This window comes from Streptococcus sp. DTU_2020_1001019_1_SI_AUS_MUR_006, assembly GCF_032340315.1.
GTDB lineage: Bacteria > Bacillota > Bacilli > Lactobacillales > Streptococcaceae > Streptococcus.
This window is the reverse complement of record NZ_CP135436.1, coordinates 1,065,605-1,090,513: the sequence shown is the minus strand read 5'-3', so window position 1 is coordinate 1,090,513 and position 24,909 is coordinate 1,065,605. Positions and strand designations below refer to the sequence as shown.

At 40.1% G+C, this 24,909-nt stretch carries 12 protein-coding genes and 1 pseudogene; 6 read left to right on the top strand and 7 right to left on the bottom strand.

What is annotated here, in order from left to right:
- The first annotated feature begins 47 nt into the window (after window positions 1-47).
- Entirely contained in the window at window positions 48-386 is a 339-nt protein-coding gene (locus RRU92_RS05280) for a helix-turn-helix domain-containing protein (protein ID WP_101782310.1), read from the top strand.
- 149 nt (window positions 387-535) lie between these two features.
- Here the strand turns inward: RRU92_RS05280 and RRU92_RS05275 are convergent, their stop codons facing one another.
- Window positions 536-1,330 (bottom strand): hypothetical protein, encoded by a 795-nt coding sequence (locus RRU92_RS05275; protein WP_101782261.1) that lies wholly within the window; start codon window positions 1,328-1,330, stop codon window positions 536-538.
- Between the two features lie 376 nt (window positions 1,331-1,706).
- Window positions 1,707-1,877 (bottom strand): hypothetical protein, encoded by a 171-nt coding sequence (locus RRU92_RS05270; protein ID WP_193388990.1) that lies wholly within the window; start codon window positions 1,875-1,877, stop codon window positions 1,707-1,709.
- Between RRU92_RS05270 and RRU92_RS05265 the strand changes: the two are divergent.
- Together RRU92_RS05265 and RRU92_RS05260 are read left to right on the top strand one after the other, a co-directional pair.
- Window positions 1,865-1,971, top strand: a pseudogene (locus RRU92_RS05265) (IS630 family transposase); the annotation flags it as partial. The gene RRU92_RS05270 and the pseudogene RRU92_RS05265 sit on opposite strands and share 13 nt — an antisense overlap.
- Before the next feature lie 103 nt (window positions 1,972-2,074).
- A complete protein-coding gene (locus RRU92_RS05260) occupies window positions 2,075-2,410 on the top strand; it encodes a transposase (protein WP_410530119.1) in 336 nt (111 codons plus the stop codon).
- On the opposite strand, the gene RRU92_RS05255 is transcribed toward RRU92_RS05260, so the two are convergent.
- From RRU92_RS05255 to zapA, 3 genes are all read right to left on the bottom strand, one after another.
- Window positions 2,353-4,689 (bottom strand): endonuclease MutS2, encoded by a 2,337-nt coding sequence (locus tag RRU92_RS05255; RefSeq protein WP_315638820.1) that lies wholly within the window; start codon window positions 4,687-4,689, stop codon window positions 2,353-2,355. The two genes, RRU92_RS05260 and RRU92_RS05255, sit on opposite strands and share 58 nt — an antisense overlap.
- Before the next feature lie 264 nt (window positions 4,690-4,953).
- Window positions 4,954-5,502, bottom strand: coding sequence for a CvpA family protein (locus RRU92_RS05250; protein WP_315638819.1), 549 nt, complete (start codon window positions 5,500-5,502; stop codon window positions 4,954-4,956).
- Window positions 5,499-5,801, bottom strand: coding sequence for a cell division protein ZapA (gene zapA, locus RRU92_RS05245; protein ID WP_315638818.1), 303 nt, complete (start codon window positions 5,799-5,801; stop codon window positions 5,499-5,501). The genes RRU92_RS05250 and zapA overlap by 4 nt, the downstream gene beginning before the upstream one ends.
- Before the next feature lie 87 nt (window positions 5,802-5,888).
- On the opposite strand from zapA, the gene rnhC reads away from it, so the two are divergent.
- From rnhC to RRU92_RS05230, 3 genes are all read left to right on the top strand, one after another.
- The gene (gene rnhC, locus RRU92_RS05240; RefSeq protein ID WP_315638817.1) at window positions 5,889-6,770 is read left to right on the top strand and encodes a ribonuclease HIII; all 882 of its coding nucleotides are present in this window, start codon (window positions 5,889-5,891) and stop codon (window positions 6,768-6,770) included.
- Window positions 6,771-6,773: 3 nt separating this feature from the next.
- Window positions 6,774-7,388: a signal peptidase I gene (gene lepB, locus RRU92_RS05235; protein ID WP_315638816.1), complete on the top strand. Its 615-nt coding sequence runs from the start codon at window positions 6,774-6,776 to the stop codon at window positions 7,386-7,388.
- A 100-nt stretch (window positions 7,389-7,488) separates the two neighbouring features.
- The gene (locus tag RRU92_RS05230) at window positions 7,489-9,855 is read left to right on the top strand and encodes an ATP-dependent RecD-like DNA helicase (RefSeq protein ID WP_315640888.1); all 2,367 of its coding nucleotides are present in this window, start codon (window positions 7,489-7,491) and stop codon (window positions 9,853-9,855) included.
- A gap of 46 nt (window positions 9,856-9,901) precedes the next feature.
- On the opposite strand, the gene tig is transcribed toward RRU92_RS05230, so the two are convergent.
- Both tig and RRU92_RS05220 read right to left on the bottom strand, forming a co-directional pair.
- Window positions 9,902-11,185, bottom strand: a complete 1,284-nt coding sequence (gene tig / locus RRU92_RS05225) for a trigger factor (RefSeq protein ID WP_315640887.1) — start codon at window positions 11,183-11,185, stop codon at window positions 9,902-9,904.
- Window positions 11,186-11,425: 240 nt separating this feature from the next.
- Window positions 11,426-24,586: a mucin-binding protein gene (locus RRU92_RS05220; protein ID WP_315640886.1), complete on the bottom strand. Its 13,161-nt coding sequence runs from the start codon at window positions 24,584-24,586 to the stop codon at window positions 11,426-11,428.
- Window positions 24,587-24,909 lie beyond the last annotated feature (323 nt).

Here is a 24,909-nt window from a genome sequence, read left to right as displayed (position 1 = left end):
TATTATACTTATTTTTAGAGAAAACAGATAGTAAAATGGTAGATAACATGAAATATAATAAATTACAAAAGCATATCGCTTTTCGCATACGTGAGTGTAGAAAAGCACAGGGATTAAGTCAAGAAAAATTATCTGAAATCGCTGGCCTAGGTGTTAAAGCGATTCAAAATATAGAGAACATGAAGTATGATTTTAAGATAAAAACTCTTGAATCCGTAATCAAAGCCCTAAATCTAACGGTCGAGGAGTTCTTCAACCTACAATCATTTGAATCAGATCGAGAAGATTCTTCAGAAGTACTTTTTGAAAACTTAACAAAATTACCCAAAGATAAGCAAGGAAAAATTATATCTTCATTTAATGAGATTGTAAAGAATATCAAATAAACCCAGCCAAAATAAATTTTGGTTGGGTTTTATTTTACAGTCTTTCTTATTTTAACAAATTTCTTCAAAAATTCATTAAAAATTTTCTACTTTTGTTCTACCTTTTATTTTTACATACGATTTAGAGGGTGCGGATCAATCTCGTTAAATTAATATTTTTTAATGCCTTTTACTCTAAGTAATTTTGAAAAGCTCAAGTATCCATTATAATATTCTTGTTTTTTGTTCATGGTAGAGACAAAGGCTAACTTTACAGGAACTGCATTGGCTCTTGAATGTTTAAAACTTAAATCTTCTGATTGTGGGATAAATCTTAATTCATCTTCCAAATATCTATACACTCTTTCAGGAATTACTAAATTGCAGATGTACTTTGCATGATCATTGTTTTGAAACATTCGTAGATAGTACTTTTTATCAGTCTTTCCTAAAAATGCCTTACACTCTCCATAGTACATAGTCAGATGGTCAGATACTTCTAATTCATTTAGGAGAAGGGATCTGCGAGGTAAATATTTTCTGACGCCTACCTTATTCTCTAAAACAAATTTTACATCGGAAATTTCGTTCTTATCTTTCGGAGAGTTGGCGTTAACTGGCTGGACTGCTCTAGTAGTCTTCTCTTCTAAAATACGATTTAAGAGTTGCTCAGCTAAGTCTGCATCAATTTTCTCATAGTAATCTTTCAGTTCCAGTTTCGAAGCAGATTCCAAAGCATATTCACATCCGTCACCATGAGGTGATTTAGGATGGCTTGATAAATAGATTTTCCCTTTTTTCTCGTTTATCACTAAATCCACTTTGCAACAACCAGGACAAAATAATTGGTTTTCATACTTAAGTTTTGTCCCAGCTTTATCATTTTGATATTCCTTTTGTAGCTCATGAAGTTCTAGTCTCTCATGATCGTATATACAGTATTGAAATTTATTTTTTGTAAACATAATAATCCTTTCTAGTTATCAACAATTAAATTTTGTTTAAAAAAATCTGAAATGTGTAGTTTTCTAAAAGCAACATCTAATTTTCTTAAACAACACAAAAACGCTCTAGACAATATGACTAGAGCGTTTTCTATATATCCGAACATCTAATTTATTTCACAAAAAATGTAGTCAAAAATGTAGTCATTCGGTTGATTTTTATTGCAATACATTGAAATTTGAAAATTCAAGAATCGCGTTAAATCAAGGCTTTTTCGTTTCTACTGAAACGTAATGACCCACTATTTAACTTCTGTAAAAACAACGTTCTTGCACAACTTCCTATTACTCATAAATTTATACAGTCTACTAATAATAGCTTGCTATACTCACTTTATTATTCTAAAATTACAGTCACAAAGAGTTCATTATTGCAATAAATATCTAATTCATTTTCAGAATTATCACTAAACACTCCACCACCTTTTTTATAAAAATAAACTTCTAAATTACCTTCATACTCGACTTCAAAATTAGAATCTGCTTCTATAGTCAATTGAGAAAACATGGGCTCATATCAAAAAGCACCTCAAAAAGGTATTACCAACTTGCAATACTTTTTTGAGGCTCTCTTGTCTTGTTCTTGTTTCAATTGGCTATAATATTTTTGCCCCCTTTTGCTTACTACTAAAGTTTGATATACTCCCCTTATAGTGGACAGTGAAAAAACAAAATTTCACTAGAAACTACAGGGGGAGTTTTCGTATGTCAAAAAGAGGTCCGAAATCAGTGGAGGAGAAGTTAGAAGTTGTTCATCTTTACCTTAAACAAGGGAAGTCAATATCTATTTTGACCAAAGCATTTGGAGTAAATGGTGACACAATCAGAAATTGGATTCGTAAGTATCAAACAGAGGGTGTCGAAGGGCTCAAGGAGCGTCATAGCTGGAAGAAATATAGTTCAGAGTTAAAAGAAAAGACTGTAACAGATTATCTTGCAGGTAGAGGTAGTTTATCTAGGATCAAATTTTCATTCGTTTCACTTTATCCCTTAAAGGTTACAATGGTTGCGCCAGATCCACCTGCATTTTGTGGTGCATAGCCAAAGCTCTTGACTTGTTTGTTTCTTTGCAGATACTTAGTCACCCCTTCACGGATGACACCTGTACCGATACCATGGATGATGTCGACTTGGGCCATATTGTTGAGCAGGGCTTGGTCAATAAAGGCATCCAAGGCTTCCATAGCTTCCTCGTAGCGTTTGCCACGAAGATCTAGTCGAGCCTGTGGACCTTTGCCTGCTGCACGTTTGACGACGTTGACTTGTTTCTTCTTGACTGGCGCTTCTTTCTGGGCTTGAACCAAGTCAAATTCTTTCTCTTCAAGTGTCATCTTAATCAAGCCAACCTGTGCTTCCCAACGGCCATCCTTGAGTTGATTGGTCAAGGTACCACGTTGACCATAGCTTAAAACGATAATATCATCCCCAACCTTTGGAGCTCGTTTTTTCTTGGCCTTTTGTAGGACCTTGTTTTTAGAAAGATCTACTTTTTCAGGGGTTAATTTTTTGAGCTTAGCCTTGGCTTCAATTATCTCATGTGGTTTTAGTTGTGATTTGCTATGGAGATTTTTAAGAATATCATCGCTCTCAGCTAGAGCCAAGTCAACAATCTCAGTAGCTTGCTCACGTGCCTTATTGAGTTCAGTTTCTTTCTCACGATTGAGCTCGTTATAAAGTTTTTTAAGGGCACGGTTCATCTTGAGGTTTTCTTGCTCGACTTGGCGGATATTTTCAAGACGTTTCCGGCTTTCAAGTGTTTGTTCTTCCAATTGCTCAATGATCCGATTGACATCATTGTCTTGGTTAATCTGCTTGCTGGCATCGCCTACGATGACATCTGACAATCCTAGACGTTTAGCAATCTCAAAAGCATTACTTCGACCAGGTACACCCTGCATAAAGCGATAAGTTGGGCGCAGGCTAGCTGTATCAAACTCCATACTAGCATTTTGAACATAGGCCGTTTCAATCCCGTAGGCCTTTAGTTCAGGATAGTGCGTAGTTGCCATAGTCTTGACCTGACGCAGACGCAAGTCTTCTAAGATAGACATAGCAAGGGCTGCTCCTTCTTGAGGATCTGTACCAGCACCAAGCTCATCTAGTAACAAGAGCGAGTTTTGGTTAACTTTACCAAGAATATCGACGATGTTAGTCATATGACTAGAGAAGGTTGAGAGACTTTGTTCGATGGACTGTTCGTCTCCGATATCTGCGAAAATCTCCTCGAAAATCCCTACACGACTGCCCTTATCGGCTAGAATTGGCAGTCCAGACTGGGCCATCAATTGCGTCAAACCTAAGGTCTTCAGCATGATAGTCTTACCACCAGTATTGGGACCAGTGATGACGATAGCTGTTAATTCTTTGCCGAAGTGCACATCATTTGCGATGGCATTCTTCACCAAGGGATGACGAACGTGAAGGAGTTGAATCTCCTGTCCCTCAGATACTTGAGGTACTACTGCCTCCGTCTCTTGGATAAAGCGAACCTTAGCCCGAATCAAGTCTAAATGTCCAATAATCCAGGCATCATTTGCGATTTCTGCCGCGTGCGGTCTTACTCGCTCAGAGAGTTCTTGGAGGATACGTATCATCTCATAGCGTTCATCTGCACGTAGACTTGCAATCTCCTCACTCAGCTTGACTACTTCACGCGGTTCGATATAGACAGTGTTCCCACTGGCAGAGATATCATGTACTACACCAGCAATCTTGTTACGATAAGTATTTTTGACTGGAAGAACTTGGCGACCATTTCTACTTGCGATGATACCTTCAGTCAACATCTGGGCCTTTTGTTTTAGAAGATCTTGCAAGACATCACGGACTTGGCTCTCACTGTCATGGATTTTTCGACGGATTCGTGCCAAATCCTCACTAGCAAAGTTCTCAATAAATCCAGCTTCGTTGATAGCTTGTAGATTTCCCTGTAAATGTGGAAAATCATGAAGTTTCTCAAACCAGTTAGCTAGGTGTTCTAAACGTACATTTTCAAGATTGTCATAAAAATTCTGCAATTCACGACTGGCAAAGATGACACGCTTGAGAAGGAGAAATTCCTCGATGTTGAGGTCAGCACCCATCTCCAAACGTTTGCTAGTTGCAGCAATATCTTTTGTTGCAGAAATGCTGAAATGAGGATGCTCGACAAAGAGTTCTTGCATTTCCTTCATCTCTGCAAAAGCTTGCTTAATCTTGTCTCCTTTATCAGTCGGAGCAAGTTCTTTCAACTGTTCTAGTCCTTGCTCAGTCAAAAGATGGGGCTCAAATAAAGCCTTGACCTTATTAAATTCTAATGTTTCTAGTATTTTTTTATTCATTTTCTTTTCCTTCGTAATGAGCGAACGAATTTTTCAAATTCTCACTCTTTTCAAAAAGGCTCCTAAACTATTGATACTCAATGAAAATCAGAGAGCAAACTAGGAAGCTAGCCATAGGTTGCTCAAAGCACTGCTTTGAGGTTGTAGATAAGACTGACGAAGTCAGTCACATATATAATCCAAGGCGAAGCTGACGTGGTTTGAATTTGATTTTCGAAGAGTATGAAATTGTAAACAAAAGGCTAGGAATAGTTCCCGCCCTTTTTATCCGATTATTTTGGTTACCCAGAGTTGTTTAATCATATGACTAGTGATTGGAACACTCTGGATAATGTGTTTAGCTACAAAACTGTTTTCAAGTGAATTTTGAACAATTTGTAAAGGAACAGTCGCAAGAATAGTCAGTATCATCTGGAGGACAAATAAGGTCACAGCCACTGATAAAACTCCTGCACCTATACGGAAATATTGACCCGCTAGCTTTTTAGTCGGTAGAAGATTAAGAAAGAGACCCAGCAAACGACCAATACAATAAAATATAGTAAAGGCTAAGAGGTAACCAAGACCTGCATAAAAGACTTTGTCCAGTTGGAAAAGTTGATTTGACGGGAAAAAGAAGGTACCCTGCCCTTGCTGTGGACTTGCATATGGGATCAACAAATCAAATTGTTTCCCTAAAGATTGATAAAAATTTCCTGCAAGAAGAGCTGAAATCACAGTTGCTATAAAATAGTAAATCTGGAGAACTAATCCTCTACGATAACCGATATAAAAACTCCAAGCCAGAACCAATAAAAGAAAGATGGAAATCATAGGGAGTCCTCAATCTTGCTCTGCTTTTGTTTGGTCCCTACAACTTGATGACGGAGGGCGTCTAATTTTTGTTCCTTATCTTCAAATTCAATCTCACGGCTGAGTTGGGTTGACAAGCTATTGACTGCTAATAAAATAGCGATTGTCTCATCATCCGCTCCAGGCATTTGCTCTTTGATTGCTTCATATTTTTCTGTTGCGACCTTGGCAATTTCCTCCATAAAGAGGTTATCATGCTCAGTTGTAAGGGTCAATGTTTTTTTTCCGAATGTAAACTTGTATCGATTTAAATTTGCCATAAAAATTCACCTCACGATATTATACCAAATTTCACTAAGTTTGTCAGTTTTTACCAATTCTACGGCTTTTATGGTACAATAAGAACTATGGCAAGTATTACATTAACCCCGAGTGAAAAGGAAATCCAAACCTTTGTTCAGCAATATGAACAAGCACTGACTCCTAGTAAAAATCCTTATATTCGCTACTTTTTGAAACTTCCGCAGGCAAGTGTTTCCATCTATACATCAGGAAAAGTGCTCTTGCAAGGAGAAGCTGCTGAACGTTACGCCAGCTTTTTTGGTTATCAGGTCAGGCCAGTAGCTAGTGGACAAAACTTTCCGATGATTGGAACTGACGAAGTAGGAAATGGTTCCTACTTTGGTGGTCTAGCTGTAGTAGCATCCTTTGTTACGCCTGACCAGCATGACTTTCTGCGAAAACTAGGTGTTGGGGACTCTAAGACTCTGACAGACCAAAAGATTCGTCAGCTTGCCCCTCTCCTTAAAGAGAGAATCCAGCACCAAGCTCTACTGCTTTCTCCAAGTAAGTATAACGAAGTCATCGGTGAGCGCTACAACGCCGTTTCTGTTAAGGTAGCCTTACACAATCAAGCAATTTTTCTCCTTCTCCAAAAAGGAGTCCAGCCTGAAAAGATTGTTATCGATGCTTTTACTAGTGCTCAAAACTATGAAAAGTACTTGAAAAATGAAGCCAATCATTTTTCCAATCCAGTTAGTCTGGAGGAAAAAGCTGAAGGTAAATACTTGGCTGTCGCAGTAAGCTCTATCATTGCGCGTGATCTCTTTCTAGAGAATCTCGAAAATCTGGGTAGAGAACTTGGTTACCAACTTCCAAGCGGAGCTGTAGCAACTTCTGATAAGGTAGCTAGCCAAATCCTCCAAGCTTATGGTATGCAGGGACTCAACTTCTGCGCCAAACTACACTTCAAAAACACTGAAAAAGCAAAAAAACTGCTAGAAAGGTAAATTATGAAATATTTTAAATCATTTTTAAAAGAGTGGGGGAGTTTTATCCTCTTCATTACTCTTGTTGCTCTTAGTTGGATGTTTCTTTGGAGAAATGTCCGTGTAGAAGGACACTCTATGGATCCTACCCTAGCCGATGGAGAAGTTCTCTTCGTTGTCAAACATCTTCCTATTGATCGCTTTGATATCGTGGTTGCCCATGAAGAGGATGGAAACAAGGATATCATCAAGCGAGTTATCGGTATGCCAGGAGATACCATTCATTATGACAACGATAAACTCTATATTAACGGTCAAGAAACTGATGAACCCTATTTAGCAGAATACCTCAAGCGCTTCAAGGAAGACAAGCTCCAAAGCACCTATACTGGAAGTGGTTGGGTTGGTAAAAAAGGCGAATACTTTAGAACTTTAGCTCAAAAGGCTCAGGCCTTTACCCTAGATGTTAATTACAATACTAGCTTTACCTTCACTGTTCCAGAAGGAGAATACCTCCTCCTAGGTGATGACCGTCTGGTATCTAGCGACAGTCGACATGTTGGTACCTTTAAGGCAAAAGATATCACTGGAGAAGCCAAATTCCGCTTCTGGCCACTCAAACGTATCGGAACATTTTAAAAACTAGGAAGAGGCCGAGAATTTCCCATCTCAGCCTCTTCTCATTCTATTTTGACTAAATCTGGGATACATTTTCTCAGAAATTATTGTAAGGAATTTTATGGAAGTTTATTTTTCAGGCACCATTGAGCGCATTATTTTTGAAAATGTCAGCAATTTTTTCCGTATTTTACTCCTAGATATTGAGGATACCAATGCTGAGGGCTTTGATGATTATGAAATCATCGTCACAGGTACTATGGCTGATATCATTGAAGGAGAGGAATACACCTTTTGGGGACAAATCGTCCAACACTCCAAATATGGTGAACAACTACAAATGATTCGCTATGAGAGAGCCAAGCCGACTAGTAAGGGCTTGGTCAAGTATTTCTCCAGCAGTCATTTTAAGGGAATTGGACTCAAAACAGCTCAGAAAATCGTGGATATTTACGGTGAAAACACTATTGACAAAATCTTAGAAAATCCAGACAAGCTCCAGTCTATCTCTGGCCTCTCTGCTAAAAATCGTGAAACCTTTGTCTCAACCCTTCGTCTTAATTACGGAACAGAGATGGTCTTAGCCAAACTGGCTAATTACGGCATCCCAAATAAGCTAGCCTTTCAGATCCAAGACTTTTACAAGGAAGAAACACTAGAGATTGTCGAGAACTATCCCTATCAACTGGTCGAGGATATCAAGGGCTTGGGATTTACCATTGCTGACCAACTGGCCCAAGAACTGGGAATTGAAAGCCAGGCTCCCGAGCGTTTCCGTGCGGGTCTTGTCCATAGTCTCTTTCAAGGTTGCATGGAGACGGGAGATACCTATATGGAAGCTAGAGACTTGTTAGAGCAAACCCTCTACCTTCTGGAATCCTCCCGTCCAGTCGAACTAGATCCGAGTCAAGTTGCCCAAGAACTTGCTTATCTGATTGAAGAAGATAAGGTCCAGCAGATTGATACCAAAATCTTTGATAATAGCCTCTTTTTTGCAGAAGAAGGGATTCGCAGTCATCTCATCAGAATCCTCGAAAAAGGGCAGAGTAAAAAACAGGATCTAGAAACCATTCAAGAACATATCGCAACTGTTGAGGAAGAACTGGGGATTGAGTATGATAGTATTCAAAAACAGGCTATCTGCGATGCTATCCAGAACAAGGTCTTTATCCTTACAGGTGGACCTGGTACAGGTAAGACTACTGTTATCAACGGCATTATCGCTGTCTATGCTCTCTTAGAAGGACTAGATCTCAAGAAAAAGAGCAATCTGCCCATTCTCCTAGCCGCTCCCACCGGTCGCGCAGCCCGTCGTATGAATGAGCTGACAGGACTACCAAGTGCAACTATTCACCGCCACTTGGGTATGACTGGAGACGACGATACCAGCCATCTGGAAGATTATCTGGATGCTGACTTTATCATTGTTGACGAGTTTTCTATGGTAGATACTTGGTTAGCCAACCAGCTCTTCTCCAATATCTCCTCTACCAGTAAAATCCTTATCGTTGGTGATAGCGATCAGTTACCTTCTGTCAGTCCTGGTCAAGTCCTAGCAGATTTACTCCAGATACCAACCATACCTCAAACACGTTTGGAAAGAATCTACCGTCAGAGCGAAGAATCAACCATCGTCACTCTTGCAAGTCAGATTCGTCAGGGAATATTGCCTGCAGATTTTACCCAGAAAAAAGCAGATCGCTCCTACTTTGAAATCGCTAGTAACCATATCCCTGCTAGCATTGAAAAAATCCTAGGTGCTGCTATCAGAAGTGGCATCCCTGCTCGTGATATTCAGGTTCTTGCCCCTATGTACCGTGGAACTGCTGGTATTGATGCGATCAACCAACTCATGCAAGACCTACTCAATCCTCCACAAAAAGACCAGCTTAGCTTTGAAGCTCCTCAGTGTCACTATCGAACAGGAGATAAGGTCATCCACCTAGTCAACGATGCAGAGGTCAATGTCTTTAACGGAGACTTAGGCTATATCACAGACTTGATTCCTGGAAAATACACTGAATCCAAGCAGGATGAAATTATGATTGATTTTGACGGCAATGAGGTCTCCTATCCTCGAAATGAATGGTACAAGATTCGCTTAGCCTATGCCATGAGCATCCATAAATCTCAGGGGAGCGAGTTTCCCGTCGTTATTTTACCAATCACCAGTGCAAGTAAGCGGATGTTAGAACGCAATCTCATCTACACTGCTATCACTCGTGCCAAAAGCAAGCTCATCCTACTAGGCGAATTACAGGCCTTTGACTATGCAACTCAACATATCGGAACAGCTCGTAAGACCTATCTAATTGAACGTTTCGCTGACTTAATAGAATCAACTGATGGAACTAGTAAATCAGCTACTGAAGCTACACCAGTTACAGACACTGAACAATCCTACATCTTAACCGAAGATAACTGGTCTAGTATCCCAGCTATGATTGGGATTACTGAAGAAGACCTGAAGGAGATTTTCGGAAAATAAAGTATAAGAAAACCCACCGAATCGGTGGGCTTTTATCTTATAAAGATTATTTAACTGTTGCAGTGCTTGTGATCAATTCAACAGCTTTCTTCACTGCGATATCGTGTTTCAACATTTCAGCTGAAAGCAAGCTTTGTACTTGTGCAACTTCCATGTTGTAATCTGCAGCCAATTGCTCGATTTCTTTTTGGATTTCTTCTTCTGAAGCGTCAAATCCTTCAGCTTTCGCAACTGCTTCGATAACAAGGTTAGTCTTAGTACGTGACTCAGCTTCTGCTTCGTATTGTTTGTGAAGGTCTTCTTGAGTAGTTCCAGTGATTTGGAAGTACATGTCAGGGTTGATACCTTGACGTTGCAAGTTTCCAAGGAATTCGTTTACTGAACGGTGAACTTCTTCGTGGATCATTTCTTCTGGAAGTTCTACGATTTCAGCGTTTTCTACAGCTTTATCAATTGCTGCACCTTCAACTGCATCTTTGTAAGCTTCTTCTTTAGCAGCAGCCAATTCCTTGCGGTATTTTTCTTTCAATTCAGCAAGTGTTTCAACTTCTTCGTCGATGTCTTTTGCAAGTTCATCGTCAAGAGCTGGAACTTCTTTAGCTTTTACTTCGTGGATAGTTGTCACGAATTTAGCTTCTTTACCGGCAAGGTCTTCAGCTTGGTAGTCTTCTGGGAATGTTACGATAACATCAACAGTTTCACCAGCTGAGTGACCTACCAATTGGTCTTCGAAACCAGGGATGAATTGACCTGAACCAAGTCCAAGTGAGAAGTTTTCACCTTTTCCGCCATCAAATTCAACACCGTCGATTGAACCAACGAAGTCGATAACAACAGTGTCGCCGTCTTCAGCAGCACCATCTTTGATCACCAATTCAGCCAAGTTGTTGCGTTCACGTTCGATACGCTCTTCAACGTCAGCGTCAGTTACTTCTTTTTCTACATCAACTGATACTTCAAGGTTTTTGTAGTCGCCCAATTTAACTTCAGGTTTTGTAACAACTTCAGCAGTGATAACCCAATCTTGACCTTTTTCCATTGAAGTTACGTCAATTTTTGGTTGTGCAACGACTTCAAGACCAGCTTCTTTTACAGCTGCTTCATAAGCGTTTGGCAAAAGAGCGTTCATAACGTCTTGGTAAAGTGACTCTTCACCAAATTTTTGGTCGAAGATAGGACGTGGAAGATGCCCTTTACGGAAACCAGGAACGTTAAGAGATTTCTTTACTGAGTTAAACACACGGTCCAATTCTGGTTTGATTTGGTCTTGAGAGATAGTGAAAGTCAAGACACCACGGTTTGTTTCTTTGTTTTCAAATGATACAGACATTCTGTCATTTCTCCTTAAAATTTTTTTAAATACAGTCTATTATAACATTTTCCATTGATAAAAGCTAGACTAATGCAGACAAATCTGGCTAAAACACATTTTGGGTGATTTGGCGCGTACTATTCTAGGTTCAATCCATTATATAAAAAGAAGACAAACATTCTTAAAATGTTTGCCCTCTTAATGCTATAGACTCGATCATCTAGTCCAAAGTAATTTCAATAGGATTAAATATTTATTCTAATCTTCTTTTTTCTTACGAACTACAAGTCCAAATCCACTCATTACTCCAAGAAGTCCAAGTGCTGCTAAGCTAGTATGATCTTCAGTACCAGTATTTGGCAACTGAGGAGTATTTTCTTTAGCAGAGGTTGGTTTCTCTGGAGCTACTGGTTTCTCTGGAGTTACTGGTTTCTCTGGAGTTACTGGTTTCTCTGGAGTTACTGGTTTCTCTGGAGTCACTGGTTTCTCTGGAGTTACTGGTTTCTCTGGAGTTACTGGTTTCTCTGGAGTCACTGGTTTCTCTGGAGTTACTGGTACAATTGGAACGTAGATGATTGGTGTGTCATCACCTGGGTTTGTTGGAAGGTTTGGAAGTTCCTTACCTGGTTCTACTGGTTGACCTGGTTTGCTTGGATCTTTTGGATCTGGCAAGTATGGTTTGTAGCCTGGTACGTCTGGAACAACTGGTTTACCTGGTTTTGTTGGATCTGTTGGATCATTTGGATATTTCACATCTGGTGTTGATGGGAATTTAGGATCATCAGATTTTGGAACCAAGCTTCCAAGTGGTTTATAGGTAACAATCTCTACTACTTCAGGATTTTCTGGAGTAACTGTCTTACCACCTGCTTCTGTCTTATCCGCGTAGTAACCTGGAATTACTGGAACAGATACCTTACCGTAAGTATAGCTCTTCTCATTCCATGTTGTAGTTCCAGAAGCTTTGTTTTCTTTACCAGTAAACGTAAAGTCATCTTGGACATTGTCGGCTGGAGTCTTATCGCCTGCTCCTTCAAACTTAACTGTTTGTTTAGTTGGTTTCTTCACATCATTTACGATTGGAACGTAGATGATTGGGGTGTCTTCACCTGGGTTTGTTGGAAGGTTTGGTAGCTCCTTACCTGGTTCTACTGGTTGACCTGGTTTGCTTGGATCTTTTGGATCTGGCAAGTATGGTTTGTAGCCTGGTACGTCTGGAACCACTGGCTTACCTGGTTTACCTGGATCGTTTGGATCATTTGGATACTTCACTTTTGGTGTTGATGGGAAGTTTGGATCGTTTGGTTTCTCTGGTTTTGGAACCAAGTTTCCAAGTGGTTTGTAGGTTACTGTATCTGTTGCTTCAGGATTTTCTGGAGTAACTGTCTTACCACCTGCTTCTGTCTTATCAGCGTAGTAACCTGGAATTACTGGTACAGATACCTTACCATAAGTATGGCTCTTCTCAGTCCATGTTGTAGTTCCAGAAGCTTTGTTTTCTTTACCAGTAAATGTAAAGTCATCTTGGACATTGTCTCCTGGAGTCTTATCGCCTGCTCCTTCAAACTTAACTGTTTGTTTAGTTGGTTTCTTCACATCATTTACGATTGGTACGTAGATAATTGGTGTGTCGTCACCTGGGTTTTCAGGAGTGATTGGTTTTCCTGGTTCGACTGGTTTACCTGGTTTGCTTGGATCTTTTGGATCTGGCAAGTATGGTTTGTAGCCTGGTACGTCTGGAACAACTGGTTTACCTGGTTTACCTGGATCTGTTGGATCATTTGGATACTTCACTTTTGGTGTTGATGGGAAGTTTGGATCATCTGGTGTTCCTGGTTTTGGAACCAAGTTTCCAAGTGGTTTGTAGGTTACTGTATCTGTTGCTTCAGGATTTTCTGGAGTAACTGTCTTACCACCAGCTTCTGTCTTATCAGCGTAGTAACCTGGAATTACTGGTACAGATACCTTACCGTAAGTATGGCTCTTCTCAGTCCATGTTGTAGTTCCAGAAGCTTTGTTTACTTTACCAGTAAATGTAAAGTCATCTTGGACATTGTCTCCTGGAGTCTTATCGCCTGCTCCTTCAAACTTAACTGTTTGTTTAGTTGGTTTCTTCACATCATTTACGATTGGTACGTAGATAATTGGTGTGTCGTCACCTGGGTTTTCAGGAGTGATTGGTTTTCCTGGTTCTACTGGTTTACCTGGTTTGCTTGGATCTTTTGGATCTGGCAAGTATGGTTTGTAGCCTGGTACGTCTGGAACAACTGGTTTTCCTGGTTTACCTGGATCTGTTGGATCATTTGGATACTTCACTTTTGGTGTTGATGGGAAGTTTGGATCATCTGGTGTTCCTGGTTTTGGAACCAAGTTTCCAAGTGGTTTGTAGGTTACTGTATCTGTTGCTTCAGGATTTTCTGGAGTAACTGTCTTACCACCAGCTTCTGTCTTATCAGCGTAGTAACCTGGAATTACTGGTACAGATACCTTACCGTAAGTATGGCTCTTCTCAGTCCATGTTGTAGTTCCAGAAGCTTTGTTTACTTTACCAGTAAATGTAAAGTCATCTTGGACATTGTCTCCTGGAGTCTTATCGCCTGCTCCTTCAAACTTAACTGTTTGTTTAGTTGGTTTCTTCACATCATTTACGATTGGTACGTAGATAATTGGTGTGTCGTCACCTGGGTTTTCAGGAGTGATTGGTTTTCCTGGTTCTACTGGTTTACCTGGTTTGCTTGGATCTTTTGGATCTGGCAAGTATGGTTTGTAGCCTGGTACGTCTGGAACAACTGGTTTACCTGGTTTACCTGGATCTGTTGGATCATTTGGATACTTCACTTTTGGTGTTGATGGGAAGTTTGGATCATCTGGTGTTCCTGGTTTTGGAACCAAGTTTCCAAGTGGTTTGTAGGTTACTGTATCTGTTGCTTCAGGATTTTCTGGAGTAACTGTCTTACCACCAGCTTCTGTCTTATCAGCGTAGTAACCTGGAATTACTGGTACAGATACCTTACCGTAAGTATGGCTCTTCTCAGTCCATGTTGTAGTTCCAGAAGCTTTGTTTACTTTACCAGTAAATGTAAAGTCATCTTGGACATTGTCTCCTGGAGTCTTATCGCCTGCTCCTTCAAACTTAACTGTTTGTTTAGTTGGTTTCTTCACATCATTTACGATTGGTACGTAGATAATTGGTGTGTCGTCACCTGGGTTTTCAGGAGTGATTGGTTTTCCTGGTTCTACTGGTTTACCTGGTTTGCTTGGATCTTTTGGATCTGGCAAGTATGGTTTGTAGCCTGGTACGTCTGGAACAACTGGTTTTCCTGGTTTACCTGGATCTGTTGGATCATTTGGATACTTCACTTTTGGTGTTGATGGGAAGTTTGGATCGTCTGGTGTTCCTGGTTTTGGAACCAAGTTTCCAAGTGGTTTGTAGGTTACTGTATCTGTTGCTTCAGGATTTTCTGGAGTAACTGTCTTACCACCAGCTTCTGTCTTATCAGCGTAGTAACCTGGAATTACTGGTACAGATACCTTACCGTAAGTATGGCTCTTCTCAGTCCATGTTGTAGTTCCAGAAGCTTTGTTTACTTTACCAGTAAATGTAAAGTCATCTTGGACATTGTCTCCTGGAGTCTTATCGCCTGCTCCTTCAAACTTAACTGTTTGTTTAGTTGGTTTCTTCACATCATTTACGATTGGTACGTAGATAATTGGTGTGTCGTCACCTGGGTTTTCAGGAGTGATTGGTTTTCCTGGTTCTACTGGTTTACCTGGTTTGCTTGGATCTTTTGGATCTGGCAAGTATGGTTTGTAGCCTGGTACGTCTGGAACAACTGGTTTACCTGGTTTACCTGGATCTGTTGGATCATTTGGATACTTCACTTTTGGTGTTGATGGGAAGTTTGGATCATCTGGTGTTCCTGGTTTTGGAACCAAGTTTCCAAGTGGTTTGTAGGTTACTGTATCTGTTGCTTCAGGATTTTCTGGAGTAACTGTCTTACCACCAGCTTCTGTCTTATCAGCGTAGTAACCTGGAATTACTGGTACAGATACCTTACCGTAAGTATGGCTCTTCTCAGTCCATGTTGTAGTTCCAGAAGCTTTGTTTTCTTTACCAGTAAATGTAAAGTCATCTTGGACATTGTCTCCTGGAGTCTTATCGCCTGCTCCTTCAAACTTAACTGTTTGTTTAGTTGGTTTCTTCACATCATTTACGATTGGTACGTAGATAATTGGTGTGTCGTCACCTGGGTTTTCAGGAGTGATTGGTTTTCCTGGTTCTACTGGTTTACCTGGTTTGCTTGGATCTTTTGGATCTGGCAAGTATGGTTTGTAGCCTGGTACGTCTGGAACAACTGGTTTACCTGGTTTACCTGGATCTGTTGGATCATTTGGATACTTCACTTTTGGTGTTGATGGGAAGTTTGGATCATCTGGTGTTCCTGGTTTTGGAACCAAGTTTCCAAGTGGTTTGTAGGTTACTGTATCTGTTGCTTCAGGATTTTCTGGAGTAACTGTCTTACCACCAGCTTCTGTCTTATCAGCGTAGTAACCTGGAATTACTGGTACAGATACCTTACCGTAAGTATGGCTCTTCTCAGTCCATGTTGTACTTCCATCAGCTTTGTTTACTTTACCAGTGAATGTGAAGTCGTCTTGGACGTTGTCGGCTGGAGTCTTATCGCCTGCTCCTTCAAACTTAACTGTTTGTTTAGTTGGTTTCTTCACATCATTTACGATTGGTACGTAGATAATTGGTGTGTCGTCACCTGGGTTTTCAGGAGTGATTGGTTTTCCTGGTTCTACTGGTTTACCTGGTTTGCTTGGATCTTTTGGATCTGGCAAGTATGGTTTGTAGCCTGGTACGTCTGGAACAACTGGTTTACCTGGTTTACCTGGATCTGTTGGATCATTTGGATACTTCACTTTTGGTGTTGATGGGAAGTTTGGATCATCTGGTGTTCCTGGTTTTGGAACCAAGTTTCCAAGTGGTTTGTAGGTTACTGTATCTGTTGCTTCAGGATTTTCTGGAGTAACTGTCTTACCACCAGCTTCTGTCTTATCAGCGTAGTAACCTGGAATTACTGGTACAGATACCTTACCGTAAGTATGGCTCTTCTCAGTCCATGTTGTACTTCCATCAGCTTTGTTTACTTTACCAGTGAATGTGAAGTCGTCTTGGACGTTGTCGGCTGGAGTCTTATCGCCTGCTCCTTCAAACTTAACTGTTTGTTTAGTTGGTTTCTTCACATCATTTACGATTGGTACGTAGATAATTGGTGTGTCGTCACCTGGGTTTTCAGGAGTGATTGGTTTTCCTGGTTCTACTGGTTTACCTGGTTTGCTTGGATCTTTTGGATCTGGCAAGTATGGTTTGTAGCCTGGTACATTAGGAACAACTGGTTGACCTGGTTTCGTTGGATCCGTTGGATCATTTGGATACTTCACTTCTGGTGTTGATGGGAAGTTTGGATCGTTTGGTGTCTCTGGTTTTGGAACCAAGTTTCCAAGTGGTTTGTAAGTTACAGTTTCTTCGAGATTTTCTTGAGTGACTGTCTTAGAAGCAACACTTGCTTTATCCGCATAGTATCCAGTAACACTTGGCGTTGGAACTGCATCATAGTTAGTCTTATTAGTTGTCCATGCTTCATCAGGGTTAAGAACTTTACCTGTAACTTTATCAAGTTTTAAGGTACGTGTCCATTGTGCATTTTGAACATTGTCTGCTGGTGTTTGACTACCTGCACCTACATAATGAACAGTTGACATTACATCTTTCTTCCATTGATCTGTCGCTGGGTATTTAGGACTGTTTGGATCATTTGGATTGATTGGATCTGTTGGATTATGTGGATCGTTTGGTCCAACTGGAGTTTCACCATGTTTCAAGGTTACTGTCCAGGTTTGATCTACTGATGCATCGGTATCGAAGTGAACTCCTGCTGGGAATTCATCGCTTACAAGAACATAGCCACGATCTTCATAATACTTGATCTTGTCCGCAGTTGAGTAGTTGATTGCCTCACCTGATTTACCACCGACTTGATCATTGGCAAGGGTTTGACCTGTTGTTTGGTCAACGTACTTGATAATAGCTTTTTGTTCCGCCTTACGGTAGACAACAGGTGTATCAGATCCTGGGTCATTAGGTGTTACACTTGGTGTATCTGTCACATAACCTGGGATAACTGGAGTTGGAGTCTCGCCACCCTTAGTTGGATCTTGTGGATCATTGTTGTACTGTGGAGTTGGTGCTTTAGGAATTGGGTTTCCTTCTGGATCAACTGGAATGATCTTACCAAGTGGTTTATAAGTAACCTTATCCGTAACTTCTGGTTGATCTGGAGTAACTGTCTTAGATCCAGCTTCCTTCTTATCAGCGTAGTAACCTTTAACTACTGGAACTGTTTCTTTACCATAAGTGTGATTAGGTTGATCCCATGTTGTCGTACCATTTTTTTGTTTACCAGTAAAGGTGAAGTTATCTTGAACCTTATCAGCTGGAGTAGCTGTTCCTGCTCCTTCAAACGTTACCGTTTGTTTAGTTGGTTGCGTCACATCATTTGTTTTTGGTACATAGATGATTGGCGTATCTTCCCCTGGTTTATCAGGTGTTACAGGTGTTCCTGGTTGGATTGGTTGACCTGGTTTCGTTGGATCGTTTGGATCTGGAAGGTGTGGTTCATAACCTGGTACATCAGGAACGACTGGTTGACCTGGTTTCGTTGGATCTGTTGGATCGTTCGGATATTTAACACCTGGTGTTGATGGGAAGTTTGGATCGTTTGGTTTCTCTGGTTTTGGAACCAAGTTTCCAAGTGGTTTGTAAGTAACAGTTTCTTCAAGGTTTTCTTGAGTAACTGCCTTAGAAGCAACACTTGCTTTATCAGCGTAGTATCCTGTCAAACCTGGTGTTGGAACTGCAGCGTAGGCTGTCTTATCTGATGCCCATGGTGTCGCTGAAAGTTCTTTACCTGTGACTTTATCCAAGGTAAGGGTACGTGTCCATGTCGCGTTTTCAACATGATCTGCTGGGGCTGCTACCTTACCATCTGATACCACATACTTAACAGTAGATGTGACATCTTTCTTCCATTGATCTGTCGCTGGGTATTTAGGACTGTTTGGATCATTTGGATTGATTGGATCTGTTGGATTATGTGGATCGTTTGGTCCAACTGGAGTTTCACCGTGTTTCAAGGTTACTGTCCAGGTTTGATCTACTGATGCATCGGTATCGAAGTGAACTCCTGCTGGGAATTCATCGCTTACAAGAACATAGCCACGATCTTCATAGTACTTGATCTTGTCCGCAGTTGAGTAGTTGATTGCCTCACCTGATTTACCACCGACTTGATCATTGGCAAGGGTTTGACCAGTTGTTTGATCAACGTACTTGATCACTGCTTTTTGGTCTGCCTTAACATAAACAATCTTCGTATCTTGTGAAATTCGATCTGGATCACTTTCATCATTTGGTTCAATAGTTTTATCAACAATATTGTAACCCCATGCTTGTGGTTGTTCCTCCTTAATCACATATCCTGTTGGTGCATCTGGAATTTTAGTTTCTGCTGCTTCTTTAGGATTCAATGGGTTATTTTCATAAGTCTTAGATACTGAACCTGGAATAACATTTCCTGATTCATCTACTTGAATAATCTTACCAAGTGGTTTATAAGTTACAACATCTTCAGCATTAGGATTGGTTGGAGTGACTGTTTTACTACCTGCTTCAGACTTGTCAGCGTAGTAACCAGAAACTACTGGAACACTTTCCCTACCGTAAGTATGACTGTTTTCAGTCCATGTTGTTGTACCATCAGCTTGATTCTTCTTACCTGTGAAAGTATAGTCATTTTGAATCTTATCTGAAGGTACCTGAGCTTTACCATCTGTACTTGTGTACTTAACAGTTTGTTTTGTTGGTTGCGTCACATCATTAGTTTTTGGTACATAGATAATCGGCGTATCTTTTCCTGGATTTTCAGGGGTGATTGGTTTTCCTGGTTCTACTGGTTGACCTGGTTTACTTGGATCGTTTGGATCTGGCAAGTATGGTTTGTAGCCTGGTACATTAGGCACAACTGGTTTACCTGGTTTTGTTGGATCGTTTGGATCATTTGGATACTTCACTTCTGGTGTTGATGGGAAGTTTGGATCTTTTGGTGTCTCTGGTTTTGGAACCAATTTTCCAAGTGGCTTGTAAGTAACAGTTTCTTCAAGATTTTCTTGAGTAACTGTCTTAGAAGCAACACTTCCTTTATCAGCGTAGTAACCTGTCAATCCTGGTGTTGGAACTGCATCATAGTTAGCCTTATTCGATGCCCATGGAGTAGATGAGAGAACTTCACCTGTCACCTTATCAAGTTTTAAGGTACGTGTCCATTGTGCATTTTGAACCTTATCAGCTGGGGCAGTTGCATTACCGTCTGATACCACATAATGAACAGTTGACGTTACATCTTTCTTCCATTGATCTTCCGCAGGGTATTTAGGACTCTTTGGATCATTTGGATTGATTGGCTCTGTTGGTTTATGTGGGTTATTTGGTCCAACTGGAGTTTCACCATGTTTCAAGGTAACTACGAATTCTTGATCAACTGACTCATCCTTGTCATAGGTAGCTCCTGCTGGGAATCCATCACTTACAAGAACATAGCCACGATCTTGGTATTTCTGAATCTTAGCTGCAGTTGAGTAGGCAATAGCTTCACCTGATTTACCACCTACTTGATCACTTTCAAGTGTTGCACCAGTATTTTGGTCTACATACTTGATAGTAGCTTTTTGATCTGCCTTGCGGTAGATAATCGGCGTATCTTCACCTGGTTTATCCGGTGTTACAGGTGTTCCTGGTTCTACTGGTTGACCTGGTTTCGTTGGATCGTTTGGATCTGGCAAGTATGGTTTGTAGCCTGGTACATTAGGCACAACTGGTTGACCTGGTTTGGTTGGATCGTTTGGATCATTTGGATACTTCACTTCTGGTGTTCGTGGGAAGTTTGGATCGTTTGGTGTCTCTGGTTTTGGAATCAATTTTCCAAGTGGGTTGTAAGTAACAGTTTCTTCAAGATTTTCTTGAGTAACTGTCTTAGACGCAACACTTCCTTTATCAGCGTAGTAACCTGTCAATCCTGGTGTTGGAACTGCATCATAGTTAGCCTTATTAGATGCCCATTGTTCATCAGGGTTAAGAACTTTACCTGTCACCTTATCAAGTTTCAAGGTACGTGTCCATTGTGCATTTTGAACATTGTCAGCTGGGGCAGTTGCATTACCGTCTGACACCACATACTTAACAGTTGACGTTACATCTTTCTTCCATTGATCTTCCGCAGGGTATTTTGGACTGTTTGGATCATCTGGATTTATTGGTTCATTTGGATTATGTGGGTTATTTGGTCCAACTGGAGTTTCACCATGTTTCAAGGTAACTACGAATTCTTGATCAACTGACTCATTCTTGTCATAAGTAGCTCCTGCTGGGAATCCATCGCTTACAAGAACGTAACCACGATCTTTATAGTACTTAATCTTAGCTGCAGTTGAATAGTTAATGGCTTCACCTGATTTACCAGAAACTTGATCACTTTCAAGTGTTCTACTAGTATTTTGGTCTACATACTTGATAATAGCTTTTTGATCTGCCTTACGGTAGATAATTGGTGTATCTTTTCCTGGATTTTCAGGAGTGATTGGTGTTCCTGGAGTTACTGGTTTACCTGGTTTCGTTGGATTGTTTGGATTTGGCAAGTATGGTTTGTAGCCTGGAACATCTGGAACAACTGGCTTACCTGGTTTGGTTGGATCTGTTGGATCATTTGGATACTTCACTTCTGGTGTTCGTGGGAAGTTTGGATCGTTTGGTGTCTCTGGTTTTGGAACCAATTTTCCAAGTGGGTTGTAAGTAACAGTTTCTTCAAGATTTTCTTGAGTGACTGTCTTAGAAGCAACACTTGCTTTATCAGCGTAGTAACCTGTCAATCCTGGTGTTGGAACTGCATCATAGTTATCCTTATTCGCTGTCCATGGTTCATCAGAGTTAAGAACTTTACCTGTCACCTTATCAAGTTTTAAGGTACGTGTCCATTGTGCATTTTGAACCTTATCAGCTGGGGCAGTTGCATTACCGTCTGATACCACATAATGAACTGTTGATGTTACATCTTTCTTCCATTGATTTTCCGCAGGATATCTTGGACTGTTTGGATCATTTGGATTGATTGGCTCTGTTGGTTTATGTGGGTTATTTGGTCCAACTGGAGTTTCACCGTGTTCTAATCTAACTACGAATTCTTGATCAATGTTTTCATCATCATCAAATTTCTTTTGATCTGCAGTTGAGTTTGTGAAACCATCTTCTACAAGTTTGTAACCTTTATTAACAAAATCAGCAATCTTAGCTGCAGTTGAGTAGTTAATAGCTTCACCAGATGTACCTTCAACTTCATCTTTTGCTAATTCCTTATTATTAGCAGTTGTATCAATGTATTTGACAATAGCTTTTTGTTTTACTTTTTTATAGACAACAACTGTTTCATAGACACCCAAATCAGATTTGGCTACAATATTGCGCCAATAAGTTTCTGAAACGGTACGTTTACCTGCTTGAGCATCAATAAGCGTTTCTGGTGCATTGCTTGAATCATATGAAACAGAAACTGAATCAGCTTGAGCCCCAACTTCTAATCCTGGAACATTAGTTGACTTGATTTCTGCTTTATAGCCATCGACTTTTGGTGAAGCAATAGTTCCATAATTATAGGTACCTGAATTTGTTCCATCAACTTTCCAACCTGTATCAGCGATGTTATCTCCATCGATATCAGAAATGTGATACTTAGCCTTACTATAGGCGGCTAAGAACTCATCACCATTGCTGACACTTGAATTTTTTAAAATCTTTTTAAAGCCTTCTTGGTCAATAGAGACATCCAAAGTACGCTTCCATTCTGATGACTGGATAACATCTTTTTTAACTGGAGTTCCATCTTCGTAGACATATTTGATGACATTTTTATGAACACCAGTCGGGTTGATTTTTGATCCATTTGATACCCAAATATTTTGACGGTTATCACCTACCGGGTCAATACCATAAGTCCTATCTGTGGCAACAACTCCCCCAGTAGAAGAACCTGTTGGTACAGATGTGGCATTAGCAGGTTCTATGTGTGCTCTATTATTTTGGAAACCAGCAATAGACATAGATCCGCCCTGGATATTCATCCAAACAGAACTCTGTTTATTATGACTTTGTGCATCCCTACCATCCTTGTTCATGGAATAAACCGTATAGGTCCCAACACCTGCATTATTTGTTGGACCATTAAATTCGATTCGGTTCCCTGAAGCTTCTAATTTATTTGAGATATAAAGAATATTTCCGTGGCCAATATCCTGTGGATTGTTCCCTTGAGGAATAGTTATTGGTAGTTTCCCGGTAATTTCACCTGCTGATGTACCATCTGATTTTGTGTATCTCATAAAGGAAACATATAGCGGATTATTAAACTGGAAATAAGTGTTTGTACTAGCTCCCAATGCTACTGAGATCAACTCAGCATAGTAGTTAGTATTATCATCTCGAATATCTACAATAGAACCCTTATTCGCTTGAAAAACTGGTTCACTCTTGCGACCATTCCTAGAATCAAGGGAAATCACATCATCCCAGGCATTATCTCCACGATTGTCCATTTGCACACGGAAAGTAGCAAAGTCATCTACAAGAATCTTACCGTTCTCATTTAGACCGATATAGTTATATCCGTCATAACTTCCAGACGGACCACCGCCGCTCTTAGGCCCTTTGCCTACAGAATGGAAGGTATTGTTTGAATGTTTTCCAAAGACTACTCTTGAATCATTTCCGAAATCAAGGGCAACACCACGACCTTTATTTTCAAAGCGAACTTTGGCATTTTGACCTGTGACAAGTTCTGAGTGATTTCCCATCATAATCCCATCACGGCCATGAAATTCAAAAGTTCCACCATCGCCAATAAGAACTCGACTCGGTCCATTTTTTCTACCGTGGTTACCTGCAACATATCCACCGTAACGATCCTTATCAGTGATACCATCAGCTGGACGATTTACACCAATTGAAATCCCTTGTCCGATACTAGTATTCAAGACTAACTTAGAATCCTTACCAGTTTCCACGGTCCCACTATCAGCCATGAAAATACCAGCATTATGGTAGCGAGCATTTTCAGATCGATTGTCAGTGTTCATGTTAATAGTAAGGCTACCTTTATCTTTTACACTGACCTTAGCTCCACTTTCAAGAGTAATAGCATCCCCTTGAGAAGAACGGTTAAGCGTTAAGCTAGCTCCCTCAGAAACTGTTACAGATTTGGCATCGTGGATATTTGACTCACGACGTTGGTCTGAATGGCCAGCAGCGCCAACATTCCGTTGTACGTGTTGAGTTTGACCATTTGCAGCTGGATAACTGTCACTAACTGTTGAAGTTGTAGTTCCTTTGATAACAACATGGGTGTTACCACCACCACCATAAAGTGATGAACCAACACTAGTTACATTTTCAAAGGTAACAGTATTTGAACCGCTAGTTCTTGATAAATCAATTGGACCTTTAGAATTAGCAGTCGCTATTTTAAGGTTTTTAAGATTTAGTTCCCAGCTAGCTCCTGTCAACTCCAAAGTGTGTGACAAAAGTTCAAGACGAGCATTGCCATCCTTACCTTGGATCGTAACTGGGCGAGATTGTGCATGAATAGTAGTCTTACGGTCAACAGATCCTGAACGTCCATTGTCGGTATTACCATTATCACCTTGAGCTACGACATCACCATTTACAGTGATTTCTCTGACATTTCCATCCTCTAAGGCTGAAACAAACTCACTCCAATTTGATACTTCACGTTTATTTTCTGAAGTAGCTCGACGTGTACGTGTTGAACGGCGTGCTTCAGCTGGAGCTTTATCAGTAGACTTATCATCTTTTTCAGCAACTTCAGCTTTACCTTCAGTTGTTTTTGCCGTATCTTCACTTGATTCTTTAGCTGATACTTCTGATTTCTCAGATTTTGGACTTTCTGTTGCAACTTTTTCAGAATCTGAAGAAACTTCAGTTGTTTCTGGTGTTACAACAGCTTTATCAGCTACTGTTGGTTTTGAATCGGCAGTTTCTGGTGATAGAGCAGACTTATCTGCTACTGTTGGTTTTGATTCAGAAGTTCTTGGTACTGAAGATTCCGATGTACTTGTTGAACTTTCTGGACTAACAGATACTACGGAGGTGAGCAATGTTTCTGAAACATTTACCTCATCAGCACTAGCAACTTGTCCACTCAAAAAGAAGGCAGTTCCTAAAAGAACAGAGGCTAAACCAAAACTATACTTACGTAAAGAAAAGCGTTGACGCTCATTAAAATGAAACTTCATGTTTATCTCCTTTAATTTTTTTACACAAATTTAGTATATCACTATATTTATAAAAATCAAGTGTTAGCGGTTACTTTTTACTAAAAAACGTATTACACGAACTAAATTTATTATTTTTTTACATCTCTTATCGCAAGCTTAGTAATTCTTTAAGAAATAGAATTAAAGGAACAAACATCCATCTAGTGATGTATTTCAGCCCTGCTATGAGAGATTTATCCATTTTTATATTCATACAACTTATTTAACAGTATTAAAAAATTTTAGTAAATATTTTTTACTGAGATTTATAGTTTTATCTTTTAGTTTTTCAACAAAGCCTT